Origin of the sequence: Streptomyces sp. NPDC002825 (assembly GCF_040295385.1) — a bacterium.
In the GTDB taxonomy this organism is placed as follows: domain Bacteria; phylum Actinomycetota; class Actinomycetes; order Streptomycetales; family Streptomycetaceae; genus Streptomyces.
In genome coordinates, this window is record NZ_JBEOVH010000004.1 from 192,008 (window position 1) to 210,243 (window position 18,236).

Annotated in this window: 18 protein-coding genes and 1 riboswitch; of the genes, 8 read left to right on the forward strand and 10 right to left on the reverse strand. The window is 71.4% G+C overall.

The genetic code is table 11. From position 1 onward, the window contains the following. The first annotated feature begins 88 nt into the window (after nt 1-88). From ABT041_RS07605 to ABT041_RS07620, 4 genes are all read left to right on the forward strand, one after another. Entirely contained in the window at nt 89-835 is a 747-nt protein-coding gene (locus ABT041_RS07605) for a lysophospholipid acyltransferase family protein (RefSeq protein WP_174518248.1), read from the forward strand. Between the two features lie 31 nt (nt 836-866). Continuing rightward, entirely contained in the window at nt 867-2,078 is a 1,212-nt protein-coding gene (gene macS / locus ABT041_RS07610; protein WP_351180547.1) for a MacS family sensor histidine kinase, read from the forward strand. A 20-nt stretch (nt 2,079-2,098) separates the two neighbouring features. Beyond that, nucleotides 2,099-2,746, forward strand: a complete 648-nt coding sequence (locus ABT041_RS07615; RefSeq protein WP_351181049.1) for a response regulator — start codon at nt 2,099-2,101, stop codon at nt 2,744-2,746. Between the two features lie 71 nt (nt 2,747-2,817). Further along, nucleotides 2,818-3,819 (forward strand): 2-hydroxyacid dehydrogenase, encoded by a 1,002-nt coding sequence (locus ABT041_RS07620; RefSeq protein ID WP_351180550.1) that lies wholly within the window; start codon nt 2,818-2,820, stop codon nt 3,817-3,819. Between the two features lie 6 nt (nt 3,820-3,825). Here the strand turns inward: ABT041_RS07620 and ABT041_RS07625 are convergent, their stop codons facing one another. The 3 genes from ABT041_RS07625 to ABT041_RS07635 all read right to left on the reverse strand — a co-directional run bounded on the left by ABT041_RS07625 (nt 3,826) and on the right by ABT041_RS07635 (nt 8,750). After that, nucleotides 3,826-5,694 (reverse strand): anthranilate synthase family protein, encoded by a 1,869-nt coding sequence (locus ABT041_RS07625; protein WP_351180553.1) that lies wholly within the window; start codon nt 5,692-5,694, stop codon nt 3,826-3,828. Between the two features lie 104 nt (nt 5,695-5,798). Then, on the reverse strand, nt 5,799-5,858 hold the full coding sequence (locus ABT041_RS07630; protein ID WP_351181052.1) for a trp operon leader peptide: 60 nt from the start codon (nt 5,856-5,858) through the stop codon (nt 5,799-5,801). Nucleotides 5,859-5,951: 93 nt separating this feature from the next. Continuing rightward, nucleotides 5,952-8,750 (reverse strand): N-acetylmuramoyl-L-alanine amidase, encoded by a 2,799-nt coding sequence (locus tag ABT041_RS07635; protein ID WP_351180556.1) that lies wholly within the window; start codon nt 8,748-8,750, stop codon nt 5,952-5,954. A gap of 107 nt (nt 8,751-8,857) precedes the next feature. Here ABT041_RS07635 and ABT041_RS07640 point away from each other — a divergent pair, with 107 nt between their 5' ends. Continuing rightward, complete coding sequence (locus ABT041_RS07640) at nt 8,858-10,258, forward strand: class II 3-deoxy-7-phosphoheptulonate synthase (RefSeq protein ID WP_502976403.1); 1,401 nt, start codon at nt 8,858-8,860, stop codon at nt 10,256-10,258. A 122-nt stretch (nt 10,259-10,380) separates the two neighbouring features. Further along, the gene (locus ABT041_RS07645; RefSeq protein ID WP_351180559.1) at nt 10,381-10,629 is read left to right on the forward strand and encodes a (2Fe-2S)-binding protein; all 249 of its coding nucleotides are present in this window, start codon (nt 10,381-10,383) and stop codon (nt 10,627-10,629) included. A 16-nt stretch (nt 10,630-10,645) separates the two neighbouring features. On the opposite strand, the gene bfr is transcribed toward ABT041_RS07645, so the two are convergent. Continuing rightward, entirely contained in the window at nt 10,646-11,122 is a 477-nt protein-coding gene (bfr, locus tag ABT041_RS07650) for a bacterioferritin (protein WP_351180562.1), read from the reverse strand. A 178-nt stretch (nt 11,123-11,300) separates the two neighbouring features. On the opposite strand from bfr, the gene ABT041_RS07655 reads away from it, so the two are divergent. Beyond that, nucleotides 11,301-11,957 (forward strand): sulfite oxidase-like oxidoreductase, encoded by a 657-nt coding sequence (locus ABT041_RS07655; RefSeq protein WP_351180565.1) that lies wholly within the window; start codon nt 11,301-11,303, stop codon nt 11,955-11,957. A 36-nt stretch (nt 11,958-11,993) separates the two neighbouring features. On the opposite strand, the gene ABT041_RS07660 is transcribed toward ABT041_RS07655, so the two are convergent. After that, nucleotides 11,994-12,416, reverse strand: coding sequence for a DUF4396 domain-containing protein (locus ABT041_RS07660; protein ID WP_351180568.1), 423 nt, complete (start codon nt 12,414-12,416; stop codon nt 11,994-11,996). Between the two features lie 42 nt (nt 12,417-12,458). On the opposite strand from ABT041_RS07660, the gene ABT041_RS07665 reads away from it, so the two are divergent. Continuing rightward, nucleotides 12,459-12,782, forward strand: coding sequence for a hypothetical protein (locus ABT041_RS07665; RefSeq protein WP_351180571.1), 324 nt, complete (start codon nt 12,459-12,461; stop codon nt 12,780-12,782). A gap of 84 nt (nt 12,783-12,866) precedes the next feature. On the opposite strand, the gene ABT041_RS07670 is transcribed toward ABT041_RS07665, so the two are convergent. From ABT041_RS07670 to thiO, 5 genes are all read right to left on the reverse strand, one after another. Next, the gene (locus ABT041_RS07670; protein WP_351180574.1) at nt 12,867-13,727 is read right to left on the reverse strand and encodes a deoxyribonuclease IV; all 861 of its coding nucleotides are present in this window, start codon (nt 13,725-13,727) and stop codon (nt 12,867-12,869) included. 6 nt (nt 13,728-13,733) lie between these two features. Beyond that, nucleotides 13,734-15,629, reverse strand: coding sequence for a Stk1 family PASTA domain-containing Ser/Thr kinase (pknB, locus tag ABT041_RS07675; RefSeq protein WP_351180577.1), 1,896 nt, complete (start codon nt 15,627-15,629; stop codon nt 13,734-13,736). Nucleotides 15,630-15,892: 263 nt separating this feature from the next. Beyond that, on the reverse strand, nt 15,893-16,687 hold the full coding sequence (locus ABT041_RS07680; protein ID WP_351180580.1) for a thiazole synthase: 795 nt from the start codon (nt 16,685-16,687) through the stop codon (nt 15,893-15,895). Nucleotides 16,688-16,692: 5 nt separating this feature from the next. Then, nucleotides 16,693-16,893, reverse strand: a complete 201-nt coding sequence (gene thiS, locus ABT041_RS07685) for a sulfur carrier protein ThiS (protein ID WP_351180582.1) — start codon at nt 16,891-16,893, stop codon at nt 16,693-16,695. Further along, nucleotides 16,890-18,044: a glycine oxidase ThiO gene (thiO, locus tag ABT041_RS07690; protein WP_351180585.1), complete on the reverse strand. Its 1,155-nt coding sequence runs from the start codon at nt 18,042-18,044 to the stop codon at nt 16,890-16,892. The genes thiS and thiO overlap by 4 nt, the downstream gene beginning before the upstream one ends. After that, nucleotides 18,042-18,154: riboswitch (TPP riboswitch) on the reverse strand. (Overlaps the previous gene by 3 nt.) Nucleotides 18,155-18,236: the final 82 nt, after the last annotated feature.

Genomic DNA, 18,236 nt, shown 5'->3' on the forward strand with positions numbered 1-18,236 from the left:
CCGGACCGACACCGACCAGGGCCGTAGAGGGGGCCGTACGCCGGTACGGGATAAAGTCGGGGCGACGGCACACGGAAGGCTTGGCGAGTTGATCTACGGCGCAATGAAGTTCTCCATCGGAGGGTCCCTGAAGCTTGCCTTCCGGCCCTGGGTGGAGGGTCTGGAGAACATCCCCGCCGAGGGACCCGCGATCCTCGCGAGCAACCATCTGTCCTTCTCGGACTCCTTCTTCCTGCCCGCCGTCCTGGACCGCAAGGTCACCTTCATCGCCAAGGCCGAGTACTTCACCACCCCCGGTGTGAAGGGCAAGCTCACCGCCGCCTTCTTCAAGGGCGTCGGCCAGCTCCCGGTGGACCGTTCGGGTGCCCGCGGCGCGGGCGAGGCGGCCATCAAGGCAGGCATCGAGGTCATCGAGGGCGGCGGGCTCTTCGGGATCTACCCCGAGGGCACCCGCTCGCCCGACGGCCGCCTCTACCGGGGCAAGCCCGGCGGTCTCGCGCGCGTGGCCCTGGCCACCGGCGCGCCCGTGATCCCGGTCGCCATGATCGACACCGAGAAGATCCAGCCGCCCGGCAAGGTCGTCCCCAAGCTGATGCGCCCGGGGATCCGGATCGGCAAGCCGCTGGACTTCACGCGCTACCAGGGCATGGAGGGGGACCGCTTCATCCTCCGCTCGGTGACCGACGAGGTCATGTACGAGATCATGAAGCTGTCCGGCCAGGAGTACGTCGACATCTACGCGACCGCCGCCAAGCGGCAGATCGCGGAGGCGGAGAAGGCGGCCAAGGAGGCCGTCAAGGCCGAGATCGCCGCTCGGGAAGAGTCGGGCGCCTGAGTCCTTCGGGGACTCGTCGGGGGTGGGGTGGATGGCCAAGCGTGAGCGTGTCGTGCGCATGTCGGTCGAGCAGCCGTTGTGGCGGGCGCTGACCGGCTACCGAGTCCTGACCATGGTCTACGCGGTGTTGATCTTCGCGTTCGGCCGGGAGCGGTACGAGCGGCCCTGGATCGCCGTCGTCTATCTGGCGGTGCTGTGCGTCTGGACCCTCGCCACCCTGCCCAAGGTGGCGAACGCGGCCGGCTGCACCAGGCGCTTCCTCGTCGCCGACATCACCCTCGCCCTCGTCGGCATCCTCCTGACCCCGCTCGCCGACGCCGACGCCCAGTCGTTCGACGGCCCCACCCTGCCCTCCATATGGACCGCGGGCTCCGTCCTCGCGTACGCCATCAAGGGCGGCTGGCGCTGGGCGGGCGTCGCCTCCTCCCTGGTCGCCGTCGCCAACATCATCGAGCGCGGCCATCCCAGCCGGGACACCTTCCACAACCTCATCCTCGTGTGGGTCGCCTCCATCGCCATCGGGTACGTCGTCGAGGTCGCCCGCGCCTCCGAGCGCACCCTCGCCCGCGCCCTGGAGATCGAGGCCGCGACCCGGGAGCGGGAGCGGCTCGCCCGCGACATCCACGACAGCGTCCTCCAGGTCCTCGCGATGGTGCAGCGGCGCGGCACGGCCCTCGGCGGCGAGGCCGCCGAACTCGGCCGGATGGCGGGGGAGCAGGAGGTCGCCCTCCGCACCCTCGTCGCGGGCGGACTCACCCGGCCCAGCCTGGTCTCCGAGGACGAGTCCGAGGGCGCCTTCGTCCGGGTCGTGGAGGTCGACGACGAGCCCGACGACGACGCGCCGGTCGACCTGCGCGTCCTGCTCGCCCCGCGCGCCGGGTCCAAGGTCACCCTCTCCGAGCCGGGCGCCCCGGTCCTGCTGCCGCCGCCCGCCGCCCGCGAGCTGGCCAACGCGGTCGGCGCCGCCCTGGACAACGTCCGGGTGCACGCCGGGCAGGACGCGCACGCGTGGATCCTGATCGAGGACTGGACGGACGAGGTGATCGTCACCGTCCGGGACGACGGTCCCGGCATCCCGGAGGGCCGCCTCGCGGAGGCCTGGGGCGAGGGCCGGATGGGCGTCGCCCTGTCCATCCGGGGGAGACTGCGGGATCTGGGCGGCTCGGCCGAGCTGATCTCGGTCCCCGGCCAGGGCACGGAAGTCGAATTGAAGGTTCCACGGGGGAAGGCAGGGGAGAAGTGAGCGAGCAGCGGATCAAGGTGATGGTCGTCGACGACCATCCGATGTGGCGGGACGCGGTCGCCCGCGACCTCGCCGAGGCGGGCTTCGACGTCGTCGCCACCGCCGGCGACGGCGAGCAGGCCGTGCGCCGTGCCGTCGCCGCCGGTCCCGACGTCCTCGTCCTGGACCTGAACCTGCCGGTCAAGCCGGGCGTCCAGGTCTGCAAGGAGCTGGTCGGCGGCCGGCCCGAGCTGCGCGTCCTCGTCCTCTCGGCGAGCGGCGAGCACGCCGACGTCCTGGAGGCGGTGAAGTCGGGCGCCACCGGCTACCTCCTCAAGTCGGCCAGTACGGAGGAGCTGCTCGACGCGGTACGCCGCACGGCCGTCGGCGACCCCGTCTTCACCCCGGGCCTGGCCGGGCTGGTCCTCGGCGAGTACCGCCGCCTCGCCTCCGAGCCGGCCCCGGCCGCCGGCACCGACGAGCCGAAGGCCCCGCAGCTCACCGAGCGCGAGACCGAGGTCCTGCGGCTCGTCGCGAAGGGCCTCAGCTACAAGCAGATCGCCGAGCGCCTGGTCATCTCGCACCGCACCGTGCAGAACCACGTCCAGAACACCCTGGGCAAGCTCCAGCTGCACAACCGGGTGGAGCTCGTCCGGTACGCCATCGAGCGCGGCCTCGACGACGCCTGAGGCGGCCGGGCGTCACGTGGGGCCGTATATTCGCGGATATACGGCCCATCGTGACGGTGAGGGGAAAAACCGTGGAGATCCTGGCATTCGGCGTGCAGGCGGACGAGAAGCCCCTCATCGAGAAGGCCTTCGAGGGCCACCACGACGTCCGCTGCCTGAGCGTCTTCCTCAGCGAGGACACGGCCCCCATCGCCGCCGGCCACGAGACCGTCTCCACCAGCGTCAACTGCAGCCTGGACCAGCGCGTCCTGCAGACCCTCGCGGCCGGCGGGACGCAGATGATCGCCCAGCGCTCCACCGGCTTCAACAACATCGACCTGGAGGTCGCCGAGCGCCTCGGCCTCACCGTCGCCCGGGTCTCGTACTACTCGCCGTACTCCGTCGCCGAGTTCGCCTGGACCCTGGCCCTGGCCGTCAACCGCCGGATCGTCCGCGCCTCCAACCGGACCCGTGACTTCGACTTCCGGCTCGACGGACTGATGGGCCGTGACCTGCGCGGCCGCACCGTCGGCGTCCTCGGCACCGGAAAGATCGGCGAGGCCTTCACCCGCATCGCCCACGGCTTCGGCATGAACCTCCTCGGCTGGGACGTCGCCGAGAACCCCGCCTGCCTGGAACTCGGCATGAAGTACGTGGAGAAGGAACAGCTCTTCGCCGAGGCCGACCTCATCAGCCTCCACGTGCCGCTGCTCCCCGCCACCCGGCACCTCATCGACGCCGGCGCCCTCAAGGCCATGAAGGACGACGCCATCCTGGTCAACTCCAGCCGCGGCGGGCTCATCGACACGGAGGCGCTCGTCGCCGAGCTGCGGTCCGGCCGCTTCGCCGGCGTCGGCCTCGACGTGTACGAGGCGGAGGCCGGGCTCTTCTTCCTCGACAAGTCCCTGGAGGTCGTCGAGGACGACACCCTGGCCCGCCTGGTCACCTTCCCGAACGTGGTGGTCACCTCCCACCAGGCGTACTACACGACCGACGCGGTCGGCCAGATCATCGACACCACCGTCCAGAACGTCCTCGACCACACCGCCGGCCGGCGCAGCGAGAACGTCCTGGTACCGAGGGCGGCCTCCTAGAACCGCCTAGACCAGCACGCCCGCCAGCAGCGAGGCCGTCAGCGCCGCGCCGTCCGTCGTGAGCACCGACTCCGGGTGGAACTGGACCCCGGCGAAGCCCGGTCCGCGCAGGGCGTGCACCTCGCCGGTCTCCGCGTCCCGGCTCACCTCGATGCGGTGCAGCGCCAGCTCCGTCGCCGTCCGGTCGTCGCAGCGCGCGGTGAAGCTGTTGTAGAAGCCGACCGTCTGCTCCTGCCCGAAGAGGTCGATCCGCAGCTGCGCCCCCTGGAACGGGGTCCGCTTGCGGACGATGTCCAGGCCCAGTTCGGCCGCGATCAGCTCGTGCCCGAGGCAGACGCCCAGCAGGCCGTGGCGGTGCTCCCGTACGAGCTCCGCCGTCAGACCGCGCAGGAAGCGCATCTTCGGGTCGGCGGCGTCCGAGGGGTTCCCCGGGCCGGGCCCCAGGACGACCGGCCCCTCGTGGGCGAGCGCCAGCTCCCGCAGCCCCGGCTCGTCGTAGCGCAGCACCGACACCTCGAGGCCCGAGGAGCGCAGCACGTGCGCCAGCATCGCCGTGAAGGTGTCCTCCGCGTCGATCACCAGCGCGTGCCCGGACAGCTCCGCCGAACGGACCTGCATCTTCAGCCAGAACGGCGCGAGGTCCGCGCGGCGCGCGTCGAGCGCGGCCCGCACCCGGGGGTCGTCGGCGAGGCGGGGCGCCACCGGGGACTCGTCGCGCGGCCGCCCTCCCCGTACGCCGAGCGCGGTGAGGACGCCCGCCGCCTTCGCGTGGGTCTCGGCGACCTCGCCCGCCGGGTCCGAGTGCCGCACGAGCGTGGCCCCCACCGGCACCCGCAGCCGGCCGTCGGCGGCGATGTCGGCCGTACGGATCAGGATGGGGGAGTCCAGCGTCTGCGCCCCGCTCGCGTCCGTGCCGAGCAGCGCGAGCGCGCCGGCGTAGTAGCCCCGGCCGCCCTCCTCGTGCCGCTCGATCACCCGGCAGGCGTTCTGCACGGGGGAGCCGGTCACGGTCGCCGCGAACATCGTCTCCCGCAGCACCTCCCGCACGTCGAGCGAGGACCGTCCGCGCAACTCGTACTCCGTGTGCGCGAGATGGGCCATCTCCTTCAGCCGCGGCCCGACGACGACCCCGCCCATGTCGCCGACCGTGCACATCATCTTCAGCTCCTCGTCCACCACCATGGAGAGCTCCTCGGTCTCCTTGCGGTCGGCGAGGAAGGCGAGCAGGTCCTCGGGGGTCGGGGCGGCCCCGGCCGGGTAGCGGTACGTGCCGCTGATCGGGTTCATCACGACCGTCCCTCCCGACATGCGCACGTGCACCTCGGGGCTCGCCCCGACGAGGGTCCGGTCGCCGGTGTGGACGACGAACGTCCAGTACGCGCCCCGCTCGCCCGCGAGCAGCCGCCGGAACAGGGCGAGCGCGTCGGCGCGCCCGAAGCCCGGGATCTCACCGGTGTACGTCCGCCGGATGACGAAGTTCGCCCCCTCGCCCGAGCCGATCTCCTCGTCGATGACCCGCCGCACGGTCTCCGCGTAGTCCTCGTCCGAGACGTCGAACCCGCCGCCCTCGACGCGCACCTCGTGCGCCGGGAGCTGCGCGAGGGCCTCGTCGAGCGGCAGCTCGTACGCCTCGTCGGCGACCAGCACGGAGAGCGGGGTGCCGTCGTCCCGCACGTCGAAGCCGCGCTCGCGGATCTGCCGGAACGGGACGAGCGCGAGGGTCGGCAGCGGGCCCACGGGCAGCTCCGCGAGGCGCTCGGCCTCGTGGACCCGGCCGACCAGCACCTCGACGGTGTCGCGGTCACGTCCGGGGGTGCGCCGGCGCAGCAGCGCGAAGGGCGGGCAGGAGGGGGCGAGGAGACGGGAAAGGTCCATGGGGCGGGTCGTTCCTTCCGAGGGGAGTACGGAGAGGAGGAACGGCCCGGGTACGAGAAAGGCCGCCCCTCGGGCGGCCTTTGCGTGTGTCGGTGTACGCGCAGTCAGTGGGCCGCCGGATGAGCGGTCCACCACCAGTTCTGGGTCTGCGAGGCGTACGACATGCCAGCACTGTAACGCAGCCCGGCACGGAAACGGGGCCCGGTCCGCACCGTGGACGGTGCGAGCCGGGCCCCGAGGCCGAGCGAACTACCCGATCAGAAGATCAGGTTGTAGGACTGCCAGCCCGGGCCGACCTGCACGCGCGAGGAGTACGGGGCGGTGGCGCTGCCGGTGCCCTTGTACAGCCACATCACGCCGGAGCCGTCACGGGCGACGAAGTCGACCTTGCCGTCACCGGTGATGTCACTCGGACCGGTGATGCTGTTGTAGATCTGCCAGCCGGTGCCGACCTTGACGCGGGCGGCGTACGGGGCGGTGGCGCTGCCGGTGCCCTTGTACAGCCACAGCACGCCGGCGCCGTCGCGGCCGATCATGTCCGGCTTGCCGTCGGAGGTCAGGTCGCCGGTGCTGACGATGGTGTTGTAGATCTGCCAGCCGGTGCCGATCTGCACCCGGGGGGCGAACGGCGTCGCCGGGGTGCCGGTGCCCTTGTACAGCCACAGGACACCCGACTTCTCGCGGGCGATCAGGTCCGGCTTGGAGTCGCCGGTGAGGTCGCGGACGCCGGTGATCCGGTCGTAGATCTGCCAGCCGCCGCCGATCTTCAGGCGCGGCTTGAACGGCGCGGACGCGTTGCCGCTGCCCTGGTAGTACCAGAGCACACCGGAGGCGTCCCGGGCCACGGCGTCACCGGTGCCGTCGGCCCGGAGGGCGGTCAGCGGGGTGACGGTGTTGTAGATCTGCCAGCCGCTGCCGACCTTGTACCGGGTCAGGAACGGGGCGGCGGCGCTGCCGGTGCCCTGGTACTGCCAGAGGACACCGGAGCCGTCACGGGCGAGGAGGTTGTAGCGGTTGTCCGCGCGGACGGAGGCCGTGGTGGCGACCTCCTTGACGTCGCTCGCCTTCACCCACGCCATGCGGTGGTTGTAGCGGATCGGGATGAAGATGTTGGTCGTGCCGACGACACGGGTGCCGTCGGTGTTGTAGGCGCTGTAGTAGTAGTCGCCCGCGACCGGCTCGCCGGCCTTCACGTACAGCTGCCCGGCCGGGAGGCTGTACTTCGTCAGCGACGCGCTGTTGTTGGCCTGGACGGGGACACCGGTGCCCGTGTAGGCGGCGTCCTCGGGGTAGGCGCGGCCGTAGACCGGAATCGAGGCGGCGCCGTCCTTGGCGGTGATCGCCGTCTTCACGCCCACGGGGGCCGTGTACTGGCCGCCGGGGTTGTAGAACCAGGCCTTCTTGCCGCCGTACCAGATCGCGGTCCAGTCGGTCCGGGACTCGGCGACGACGTGCGTGCTGCCGGCCGTGACCTTGTTCGCCCAGTTCGAGCCGAACTGCCAGTTCGAGGTGAAGTACGGGTCGGTCAGCGCCTTGGTCTGGTCGGCCACCGGCTCCGAGTACAGGTAGCCGAAGTTCACCGGCAGCGGCGCGGTCGTCTTGGTGACGCCGTCCTCCGTGTACTTCAGCTGCTGCTGGTTGGCCGAGGTGAACGGCGGGACGATCCGGACGAGCTGACCGGCCTGGAGGGGGCCGCCCGCGCCACCGGCGCCGGTGGGGGCGCCCACCAGGGTCATGAAGTGGTTCCAGTCCCAGAACGGGCCCGGGTCCCAGTGGTCCTGGATCTTGCTGTCCAGGATGCTCGGCACGTCGTCGTGGCCGATGATGTGCTCGCGGTCCAGCGGGATGGAGAACTTCGCCGCCAGGTACTTCACGAGGGCGGCGGAGGACTCGTACTCCGGCTCGGTGTACCAGCCCGCGTCGCCCTTGATGGCGTAACCCTCGTGCTCGATGCCGATCGAGTGCATGTTGAGGGTCTTGTTGCCGGCGTGGTACGCCTCGTTCTTCGTCTCCACCATCTGCGTCACGCGGCCGTCGGCGCGGACGATGTAGTGGGCGCTGGCGTAGCTCAGGGGGTTCTGGAAGACGTTGACGGCGCCGTCGTGGTTGCCCTCGATGTCGTGGATGACGATCTGGCGGACGTCGAAGCCGTTCGCGGGCCGGCTCGCGATGTTGTAGTTGCCGTCGTTCTCGGAGTAGGCGGCCGGGATGTAGGTGCAGACCAGCCCGGTCGGGCACTCGACCGCCGGGGTCTCGGTGGTGGCCGTGAAGCTCGCCGCCAGCGGCACGTTCGACGGCGCGACCGGCTTCACCGACGGGTCCGCCGGCAGGACGACCTGCTCGCCGTCCGCGGTGATCTCCCGCTCACCCGTCCTGATGGACTCGAAGACGCGCTTCGCGAAGAGGTCGGCGCCCTTCCGGTCCTCGGACTGGCTGTAACGGGCCACGGCCGGGTACCAGGCTCCCGGGTCGTCCGCCAGCTCGGCGCCGGCCTGCTTCTGGTACTCGGCCAGGAGTGCGGCACCGGCGCGGATCGAGGCGGCCGTGTCGTTCTGCACGGACTCGGTCGAGCCGTCGATCAGCTCGGCGGCCTTGTCGAGCGTGTGCAGCGTCGGGTCGGAGGTGTCGATCTTCTTCTCGGGGAGGGACGCCAGCGCCTTCTTCCCGTCGAAGCGCTTCTCGATGCGCGGGTCGCCGCTCCGGTTCATCAGATCGAGCAGCTGCTCGTCCGTGTCCTGCTCGACGTCCTCCGGGTCGACCTTCGTCAGCCCCATGACGTTGTACGCGCCCGTGGTGCTGGGCACGCCTTCGTGCGACTCCCACCGCGTCTGGCGGTACGACACCGCCATCAGCACGCTCTGCGGGACGTCGAACTCACGGGCGGCGTTTGCGAACTGCGTCTGGAGGGAAGGGTCACCCCCGGACGGGCCGTCCGCGCCCAGGAGGCCCGGTGAGGCCACCGCGATCGTGCCGATGGTGGCGGTGGCGACGACCGCCGCCGCCGCTCCGTACAAGAGTCGTTTCTTCTTGCGATCCCTGCGGTGCCTCTGGCTCACGCCCACCCCTGTGAACTCGACTTTGCTGTTGTGAAACGGGCCAGAGGGTAACACCACTCGACGGTGTGAAGATCCCCGTGTGACATTTCGGGCGCGCGTCTCAGCCAATGGGCAGGGGGACAGGACCGGACGAAGAACCCCGTAATGTTGTGCATGTGACCGTGAACGCTGATTCCCACGCCGTCGCCAAGGCGACCTGGCGAGACCTGCCCGCGGCGCAGCAGCCCGAGTACCCCGATGCCGAGGCTCTGCGCGATGTGATCGCGGACCTCGAGTCGTATCCTCCGCTCGTCTTCGCCGGCGAGTGCGACCAGCTGCGCGCCCGGATGGGAGCCGTCGCCCGTGGCGAGGCGTTCCTGCTCCAGGGCGGCGACTGCGCCGAGGCCTTCGACGCCGTGTCCGCCGACCACATCAGGGCCAAGCTCAAGACGCTGCTCCAGATGAGCGCCGTCCTCACCTACGCGGCCTCCGTGCCCGTCGTGAAGGTCGGCCGTATCGCCGGCCAGTACTCGAAGCCCCGCTCCAAGGGCACCGAGACCCGCGACGGCGTGACCCTGCCGACCTACCGCGGCGACTCGGTCAACGGCTTCGACTTCAACGAGAAGGCCCGTATCCCGGACCCCGAGCGGCTGAAGCGGATGTACAACGCCTCCGCCTCCACGCTCAACCTGGTCCGCGCCTTCACCACCGGTGGCTACGCCGACCTGCGCCAGGTGCACGCCTGGAACCAGGACTTCGTGAAGTCGTCCCCCTCGGGCCAGCGTTACGAGGCGCTCGCCCGCGAGATCGACAACGCCCTGAACTTCATGAAGGCCTGCGGCACCGACCCGGCCGAGTTCAAGGCCGTCGAGTTCTACGCCTCCCACGAGGCGCTGCTGCTCGACTACGAGGGCGCCCTGACCCGTACGGACTCGCGCACCGGCAAGCTGTACGACACCTCCGGCCACATGGTCTGGATCGGTGAGCGCACCCGCCAGCTGGACCACGCGCACATCGAGTTCTGCTCGCAGATCGCCAACCCGATCGGCATCAAGCTCGGCCCGACCACCACGGTGGACGAGGCGCTCACCTACATCGACCGTCTCGACCCGGACCGCGAGCCGGGCCGGCTGACCTTCATCGTCCGCATGGGCGCCGACAAGGTCCGCGACAAGCTCCCCGAGCTGGTCGAGAAGGTCACCGCCTCCGGCGCGGTCGTCGCCTGGGTCACCGACCCGATGCACGGCAACACCTTCGAGGCGGCCTCCGGCCACAAGACCCGCCGCTTCGACGACGTGCTCGACGAGGTCAAGGGCTTCTTCGAGGTCCACAAGGCGCTCGGCACCCACCCGGGCGGCATCCACGTCGAGCTCACCGGTGACGACGTCACCGAGTGCGTGGGCGGCGGCGACGAGATCTTCGTCGACGACCTGCACCAGCGCTACGAGACGGCCTGCGACCCGCGGCTCAACCGCAGCCAGTCGCTCGACCTGGCGTTCCTGGTGGCGGAGATGTACCGCGATCAGTAAGTAGGTTCCTACGGGGATGGGGCACGGATCGCTGTGATCCGTGCCCCATCGTCGTATCGAGGGCTTTTACGGCCCCGAGGTGCCGGGTAAGGTTAGGTTAGCCTTAACGATCTCGGCGGGAGGTGAACCGCGTGTACGTCTGCTCATGCTTCGGTGTCACGGAGAAGCAGGTCAAGGAGCATGCGGACGCGGGTGCCTGCACGCCCCGCCAGATTGCCTCCGCCTGCAAGGCCGGCACGGACTGCGGTTCCTGCGTCCGTCGCATTCAGGCCATTCTGGGGCGCGGCAACTGCCCGCGACGGGAGCTCGTGGACCAGGGCATGCCCGCCCTGACGACGGAGACCGTCGTGGAGCTCCAGGAAGCCGCCTAGGCCCCCTGCCCGGCACTTAGCTGGGCTGCTCGATGAGCGTCGAGATGTACAGCGACTCGCCCAGGGACTCGATCAGCTCCAGCTGCGTGTCCAGGTAGTCGATGTGGTGCTCCTCGTCGGCGAGGATCTCCTCGAAGAGATTGGCTGACGTGACGTCCCCCTTGGCGCGCATGACCTCGATCCCGCGCCGGAGGCGGTCGATCGCCTCCACCTCGACCTGGCGGTCCGCCTGGAACATCTCGGTGATCGTCTGACCGACCCGCACATGGAAGAGCCGCTGGTAGTTGGGCAGGCCGTCGAGCATCAGGATGCGCTCGGTCAGCTTGTCCGCGTGCTTCATCTCGTCGATGGACTCTTCGCGGGTGTACTTGGCGAGCTTCGTCCACCCCTTGTTGTCCTGGATGCGGTAATGCAGCCAGTACTGGTTGATGGCCGTCAGCTCGCCGGTCAGCTGCTCGTTGAGGAACTCGAGGACCTCGGGGTCGCCCTGCATCGCTTCAGGATCCTTCCACGGTACGTGTCCATGCCGTCACTAGGCGGGATGGCCGCATCCTCGCACCCCGAATGGGGGGCGTCCAGTAAGTGCAGGCTTAGTGTGAGTTGCCCGAATCGAGCCCTCGGCGTGGTCGCCTGGTCATGACCACCCCTCGCCGTCTGTCACCATGGATGACATGGGTCAGCCGGAGAGCGGAGTACACCGGGAAGCGGGTCAGCCGGATCGTTCGCCGGACCTTCCGCCGGATCTGCCGCCGGGGCAGCGCCTCCAGCGCGGCTGGCCGGTCACCCATTACGGGCCCGTCCCCAAGTTCAAGCCGGACCGCTGGGAGTTCCGCGTCTTCGGGGCGACGGCCGACGGCGACAAGCGGTGCTGGAACCATGAGGAGTTCTCGGCCCTTCCGTTCTCCACGGTCGTGGCCGATCTGCACTGCGTCACGAAATTCAGCATGCTCGGGGCCGAATGGGGTGGTGTCCCCGCCCGCACGGTCCTGGAGCTCGCCCCGCCCGCTCCCCACGTCACGCACGTGATGGTCTGGGCCGAGTACGGCTACAGCGCGAACATGCGGCTCGCCGACTTCGCCTCGGACCGTACGATCTTCGCCACCCACAAGGACGGGGAGCTGCTCACCGCCGAGCACGGCTTCCCGCTGCGGCTCGTCGTCCCGCACCTGTACGCCTGGAAGGGGCCCAAGTGGGTCCGGGGCGTCGAGTACATGGCGGCCGACCGGCGGGGCTTCTGGGAGGAGCGCGGCTACCACAACCTCGGCGATCCGTGGCGGGAGCAGCGCTACTCGTACCAGGAGGAACCAGGAGACGGCCCGGAGCTGTAGCGGCTCCGGACCGCCTCGACGGTGTTCGCGGGTGGTTCAGTGGTGGTACTGGTGGACCACGGCGTGGCCCTTGCCGCGGCCGATCATCCACTTGTTGACCGGGGTGGTCAGCACGAAGGCGATGCCCAGCGAGATCGCGAGGACGATCCAGAAGAGCGGCTCGTCGAGGTGGGCGTCCATCGCGCCGGGCCAGAGGGCGATGACGCCGTTGTCGATGAGCTCCATGACGGCGATGGAGAGGGTGTCGGCGGCGAGGGCGACCTTGAAGGCCGTCTTGAAGTCGACGCCGGCGGCCAGGATGCCGCGCAGGGTGAGTGCGTAGCCGAAGAAGAACGCCAGGATGATCGCGAGGACCATCGTCGGCATGTTGCCCCAGCCGAACGCGGTGCCGATGATCATGCCGAGGATCTCGCCGATGGCGCAGCCGGTGAGGCAGTGCAGGGTGGCCTGAGCGGCCATGGACCAGGAGACGGTGCCGCCGGGGGTGTGGTGGTGTCCGGCGTGGGCGTCGTGACCGGCGGTGTGGGCGGCATGACCCGCATGGGCGGCGTGACGGGCGGTGTGGGCGGCATGGCCCGCGTGGGCGTCGTGACTTTCGTGGTCCGCCTGGGCGGTGTGGGTGCCGTGGCCCGCGTGGCTCGCGTGGGCGGCGTGGTTCTGGTGGTCGCCGTGGTTCTCGGGGTGACCGGCGTGGGTGTCGTGACCGGCGTGACCCTCATGGCCCGCGTGACCCTCGTGGCTCGTGTGCCCCGCGTGCCCCGCGTGCCCCGCGTGACCCTCGTGGCCGGAATGGTCGTGGTGTCCGTGCGCTTCGTGCTGCATTGAGGTGCCCCCAGCCTCGGGTATGCGTTCTGTCGTCGATCGATCAGAACGCTATACCCCCCTGGGGTATTCCTCAACGGGAAATGATCAGCCTTGGCGCTCGCGGAGCTTCTTCAGGAGCTCGATGTCGGCGACGTGCCCTTCCTTGCCGCCGGGGGTCTCGATGATCAACGGTACGCCGTCGGTCGCCGGGTGTCGCAGGAGTTCTCCGAAGGCGTCCTCGCCGATGTGCCCGGCCCCGATGTTGGCGTGCCGGTCCTTGTGGGCGCCCACGACGTCCTTCGAGTCGTTGGCGTGGATCAGCTTGAGGCGTCCCTCGCCGACCGTCTCCACCAGCAGGTCGAGGGTCTGAGCCGCCCCGTGCGGACCCGCCAGGTCGTGGCCGGCGGCGAAGATGTGGCAGGTGTCGAGGCAGACGCCCAGCTTCGGGTGATGGTCGAGGGCGTCGAAGTACGGGCCGAAGTCCCAGGTGCGCGAGCAGAGCGAGAAGCCCTGGCCCGCGGTCGACTCCAGGAGCAGGTACGGGTCGTCCTCGTGGGTCAGCTCGTCGAGGAGCGGCAGCATCCGCTCCCGCACCTGGGCGAGGGCCACCTCGCGGGGGCGGCCGCCGGTCGCCGAGCCGGTGTGGACCACCACGCCCTTCGCGCCGATCTCCCGGCCGCGGCGCAGCGAGTGCCGCAGGGACTCGACCGACTTCTCCACCGTGGCCTCGGTGTGGGAGCCGAAGTTGATCAGGTACGGGGCGTGCACCCAGGCGGAGATCGACTCGGCCTCGCACTCGGCCCGGAAGCGCTCGTCCTGGGCCGGGTTGCCGACCGGCGTCGCCCAGCCGCGCGGGTTGGCGACGAAGACCTGCACGGTCTCGGCGCCGAGCTCGCGGGCGTAGCCGAGGCCGGTCGTGGCGAGGCCACCGGCCACGGGGACATGGCCGCCGACGGGGTTGCGCATGAGTTTCTAGAGTCCCTTGATCGTGATGGTGATGGTGGAGCCCTCGGGTGCGGTCTCGCCGCCCTCGACGGACTGGCTCGCGACCGTGTCGCCGAGGTAGGGGAAGGACTTCTTGACCTCCACCTCGAAGCCCGCGTCCTCCAGGGCCGTCTGTGCGTCGGCGGTCGTCTCCCCGGTCACGTCGGGGACCTCGACCGGCTTCGGGCCCTTGGAGACGGTGAGGGTGATGACGTCGCCCTCGGCGGCCCGGCTGCCGCCGGCGAGGGACTGGGCCGCGACGGTGCCGGCCGCCTCGGGGGAGTTGATCCGCTCCGGCGCGACCCTGACGGTGAGCCCCTCCTCCTGGAGGGCGGCCGTGGCGTCGGCGACCGTCTCGCCGCTGACGTCGGGGACGTCGATCGGGGAGCCCTTGCTGACCACGAGGGCGACGGCGGAGTCGGGGCTGCGCTCGGTGCCGGGCTCGGGGTCGGAGCTGATCACGGAGCCCTGCGCGATGGAGTCGCTGAAGGCGTAGGTGATCACGCCGGGCGCCAGGCCCTCCTGCTCCAGGGTGCGCTTGGCCTCCGCGAGCGGCTTGTTCTTGAGGTTGGGGACCTTCACGATCTCCGGGCCGCGGGAGATCGTGAGGGTGACCGGGCCGTCGCCGCGGACGCGCTCGCCGGGGGCCGGGTCGACGGCCATGACCGTGCCGCGCTCGTACACGTCGCTGAAGGCGCGCTTCGTGGTGCCGACGTCGAGGCCGGCGTGCGTGAGGCGCTTCGTCGCGGCGGCCTCGGACTGGCCGAGGACGGCGGGGACGCGGGTGAACTGGCCGGAATTGATGTACCAGACGCCGGCGCCGAGGCCGAGGGCGAGCAGGACCGCGACGACGACGAGGAGGGGGCCGCGCGGGGGCCGCCGACGGGCGGTCCCGGAGGCGGGGGGCGCTTCCGGGGCGGGCAGCACGTCGGTGTGCTCGGTCGCGGCCGGTACGGGGCGGGCGATCACGCTCGTCCGGTCCTCGGCGGTGTCCCGGGCCTCGGCGCGCGCCGACGGGGGCACCGCGTCGAGCTGCTCGTCGCCGAGCCCGGCGCGGGCCTCGCGGAGCAGGGCGAGCAGGGCGACGGCGTCGTACGGGCGGAGCTCGGGGTTGCGGGCCGTGGCCGCCGCGACCAGGTCGTCCAGCTCGGGGGCGAGCCCGGGGACGGCGGCGGAGGGGGCGGGCACGTCGGTGTTCAGGTGCTGGTAGAGGACCTGGGCGGGGGTGTCGCCCGAGTGCGGCTTGGCGCCGGTGAGCATCTCGTAGAGGACGACACCGCAGGCGTACACGTCGGCGCGGGTGTCGGCGGTGCCGTGCTCGATCTGCTCGGGCGCGAGGTACGAGACCGTGCCGAGGACCGCGCCGGTGGTGGCGGTCGCCGAGCCCACGGCCCGTACGAGACCGAAGTCGGCGACCTTCACCCGGCCGTCGTCCCCTATCAGGACGTTCTCCGGCTTCATGTCGCGGTGTACGAACCCGGCCCGGTGCGCGGCGCCGAGTGCGGCGAGCACCGGCTCAAGGATGTCGAGCGCGGCCCGGGGCGAGAGGGCGCCGCGCTCGCGCAGGACGTCGCGGAGGGTGCAGCCGGCGACGTACTCCATCGCCAGATAGACGTACGCGCCCTCGGCGCCCTGGTCGAAGACGCCGACGACGTTCGGGTGCGCGAGTCGGGCGACGGACTTCGCCTCGCGGATGAAGCGCTCGACGAAGGCGGCGTCGGTGGCGAGGTCGGGGTGCATGACCTTGAGCGCGAGGACGCGGTCGAGGCGGGTGTCGACGGCCCGGTAGACCGTGGCCATGCCGCCGACGGCGATGCGCGCGTCCACGCGGTAGCGGCCGTCGAGCAGCCGCCCGACGAGGGGGTCCTGAAGGGTCGTGTCCACGGCGACGAGTCTACGAGGGCGGTACGGGTCGCCGGTCCTGCCGCCCACCACTGCAGCGCACCTGTGACGCGGGCCCCACCCCGAGCCGCCCCTCCGCCCGCCCCTGGGCGGCGCCCCACGCCCGTGCGCGCCCGCGCCCGGCTGGGCAGTGCGCAATGCCGTGTGGGCCCGCGGCCGGGCGGGCGGTGCCCCGCTGCCCGTGTGGGCAATCGCCCCTTGCGGAACGCCTGCCCACAACGGCGTGGGCGCCGCCCACAGCGGGGTCAGAACGCTGGGCGTTCGGGGTCCAGGTGGGCGTGGCCCGTCGTCGGGGAGGACGGTTCGGCGAAGTGGCGGCGGGGGATCCGGCCCGCACGGAACGCCAGGCGCCCCGCCGAGACGGCGTGGCGCATCGCCGACGCCATCAGCACCGGCTCCTGCGCCCGCGTCACCGCCGACGCCAGCATCACAGCCGCGCACCCCAGCTCCATCGCGAGCGCCGCGTCCGACGCCGTCCCCGCGCCCGCGTCGAGGATCACCGGGACCCCGGCCCGCTCCACGATCAGCTGGAAGTTGTGCGGGTTGCGGATGCCGAGCCCGGAGCCGATGGGCGAGCCGAGCGGCATGATCGCCGCGCAGCCCACGTCCTCCAGCTTCCGCGCGAGGACCGGGTCGTCGTTGGTGTAGGGGAGGACCACGAAGCCGTCGTCGACGAGGGTCTCGGCCGCGGCCAGGAGCTCCTCGCCGTCCGGGAGGAGGGTCCGCTCGTCGGCGACGACCTCCAGCTTGATCCAGTTCGTGCCCAGCGCCTCCCGCGCCAGCCGCGCCGTGAGCACGGCCTCGCCCGCGGTGTAGCAGCCCGCCGTGTTCGGCAGGGCCCGGATGTCGAGGCGTTCCAGGACGGAGAGGACCGAGCCCTGGACCGTCGGGTCCAGGCGCCGCATGGCGACCGTCGTCAGCTCCGTACCGCTGGCGACGAGGGAGCGTTCCAGGACGTCCAGGCTGGGGGCGCCGCCGGTGCCCATGATGAGACGGGAGGAGAACTCCGCACCGCCGAGGGAGAAGACGTCGTCGGACATCGCGCTCAACCCCCCTGCACGGCCGTGAGGACTTCCACCCGGTCGCCTTCGCCGAGCAGCGTCGTGGCCCACTCGCCGCGCGGTACGACCGTCTCGTTGAGCGCCGCCGCGACCCCGGAGTGCGCCGTGGTCAGGGTCGCCACGAGGGCGTCGAGGGAGAGGGGGCCGGAGAGCTCGCGGGTCTCTCCGTTCACGGACACGTTCATGCGGGCTGCTCCTGACGTACAGGGGAGAAACGGCGGGGGGTGAAGGGGCGCGCCTCGTCGGGGAGGGCGCCCGTGGTGAGCACCTCCGCCATGACGTCGCCGGTGACGGGGGTGAGCAGCACCCCGTTGCGGTAGTGGCCGGTGGCCAGGTGCAGGCCGGGCAGGGCCGTGGGGCCGAGCAGCGGCGCGTTGTCGGGGGAGCCGGGGCGCAGCCCGGCGCAGGTCTCGGTGAGGGGGAGCTCCGTGAGGCCGGGGACCAGCTCGTGGGCGTCGCGCAGCAGCTCGTACACCCCGCCCGCGGTCACCGTGGTGTCCCAGCCGAGCTCCTCGCTGGTGGCGCCGACGACGAGCTCGCCGTTCTCGCGGGGCACCAGGTAGACGTGGCTGCCGCGGACGACGGCCCGGACGGTGCGGGAGAGGAAGGGGGCGTACGGCGCGGGGACGCGGAGCCGCAGGACCTGGCCCTTCACGGGGCGGACGGGCGGCAGCACCTCCTCCGGCACGCCCGCGAGCCGCCCGCTGAGGCTGCCCGCGGCGAGCACGACCTGGCCGGCCGACAGCTCCTCGCCGCCGTGGAGGAGGACCCCGCGGGCCCGGTCCCGTACGACCGCCAGGCGCTCGGCGAGCGTGCGGTGGAAGACCACCCCGGCCCGCTCGCAGGCCGTCACGAGCGCGGCGGCCATCCGGCGCGGGTCGACCTGGTGGTCGCCGTCGACCCGCAGCCCGCCCCGCACGCCGGGCGCCAGCATCGGTTCGAGGCGGCGGCACTCGCGCCCGCTGAGCCACTCGGAGACGAGGCCGCAGCGGGTCTGCAGGGCGTGGAGTTCGCGCAGATGGGCCCGGTCGTCGGCGTCGAGGGCGACGGCGAGGGTGCCGCAGGCCCGGTAGCCGACGTCGTGGCCGGCGGCCTCCTCCAGCTCGGCGGCGAACGCGGGGTAGCGCGCGGCGGAGGCGAGGTTGAGCCCGAGGAGGGTCTCCTCGCCGTAGTGGAGCTCGGTGACGGCGGCGAGCATGCCGGCCGCGACCCGCGCGGCCCCGCCGCCCGGGTCCGGGTCGACGACGGCGGTGCGCAGTCCGCGCTGCGCGGCCCGCCAGGCCGTGACCAGGCCGATGATGCCGCCCCCGACCACGAGGACATCGGAAGAACGCATGGGCGTCCAGCCCCTCCCTTCGCCGGCATGACCCGGATCAGGTTCGTACGGTCGGAGGCCGGCCAGCCTCCCTCTCAGCCCGGTGCGTCCGGGCTCCCGCGAGTGCTTTACGCCCGCCAGACTAGCCCGCGCCGATACCGGGCCACAGACCCCTCCCGTCCTGACGGTTCGTCAGATGCGTAAGGTGGTCGG

Coding starts and splice junctions, on each gene's coding strand:
- macS (WP_351180547.1), top strand. CDS start 867: ATGGCCAAGCGTGAGCGTGTCGTGCGCATGTCGGTCGAGCAGCCGTTG.
- ABT041_RS07615 (WP_351181049.1), top strand. CDS start 2,099: ATGGTCGTCGACGACCATCCGATGTGGCGGGACGCGGTCGCCCGCGAC.
- ABT041_RS07625 (WP_351180553.1), bottom strand. CDS start 5,694: ATGGACCTTTCCCGTCTCCTCGCCCCCTCCTGCCCGCCCTTCGCGCTG.
- ABT041_RS07640 (WP_502976403.1), top strand. CDS start 8,858: ATGGGCAGGGGGACAGGACCGGACGAAGAACCCCGTAATGTTGTGCAT.
- bfr (WP_351180562.1), bottom strand. CDS start 11,122: ATGCAGGGCGACCCCGAGGTCCTCGAGTTCCTCAACGAGCAGCTGACC.
- ABT041_RS07655 (WP_351180565.1), top strand. CDS start 11,301: ATGGGTCAGCCGGAGAGCGGAGTACACCGGGAAGCGGGTCAGCCGGAT.
- ABT041_RS07660 (WP_351180568.1), bottom strand. CDS start 12,416: ATGGCCGCTCAGGCCACCCTGCACTGCCTCACCGGCTGCGCCATCGGC.
- ABT041_RS07670 (WP_351180574.1), bottom strand. CDS start 13,727: ATGCGCAACCCCGTCGGCGGCCATGTCCCCGTGGCCGGTGGCCTCGCC.
- ABT041_RS07680 (WP_351180580.1), bottom strand. CDS start 16,687: ATGTCCGACGACGTCTTCTCCCTCGGCGGTGCGGAGTTCTCCTCCCGT.
- thiS (WP_351180582.1), bottom strand. CDS start 16,893: ATGAACGTGTCCGTGAACGGAGAGACCCGCGAGCTCTCCGGCCCCCTC.
- thiO (WP_351180585.1), bottom strand. CDS start 18,044: ATGCGTTCTTCCGATGTCCTCGTGGTCGGGGGCGGCATCATCGGCCTG.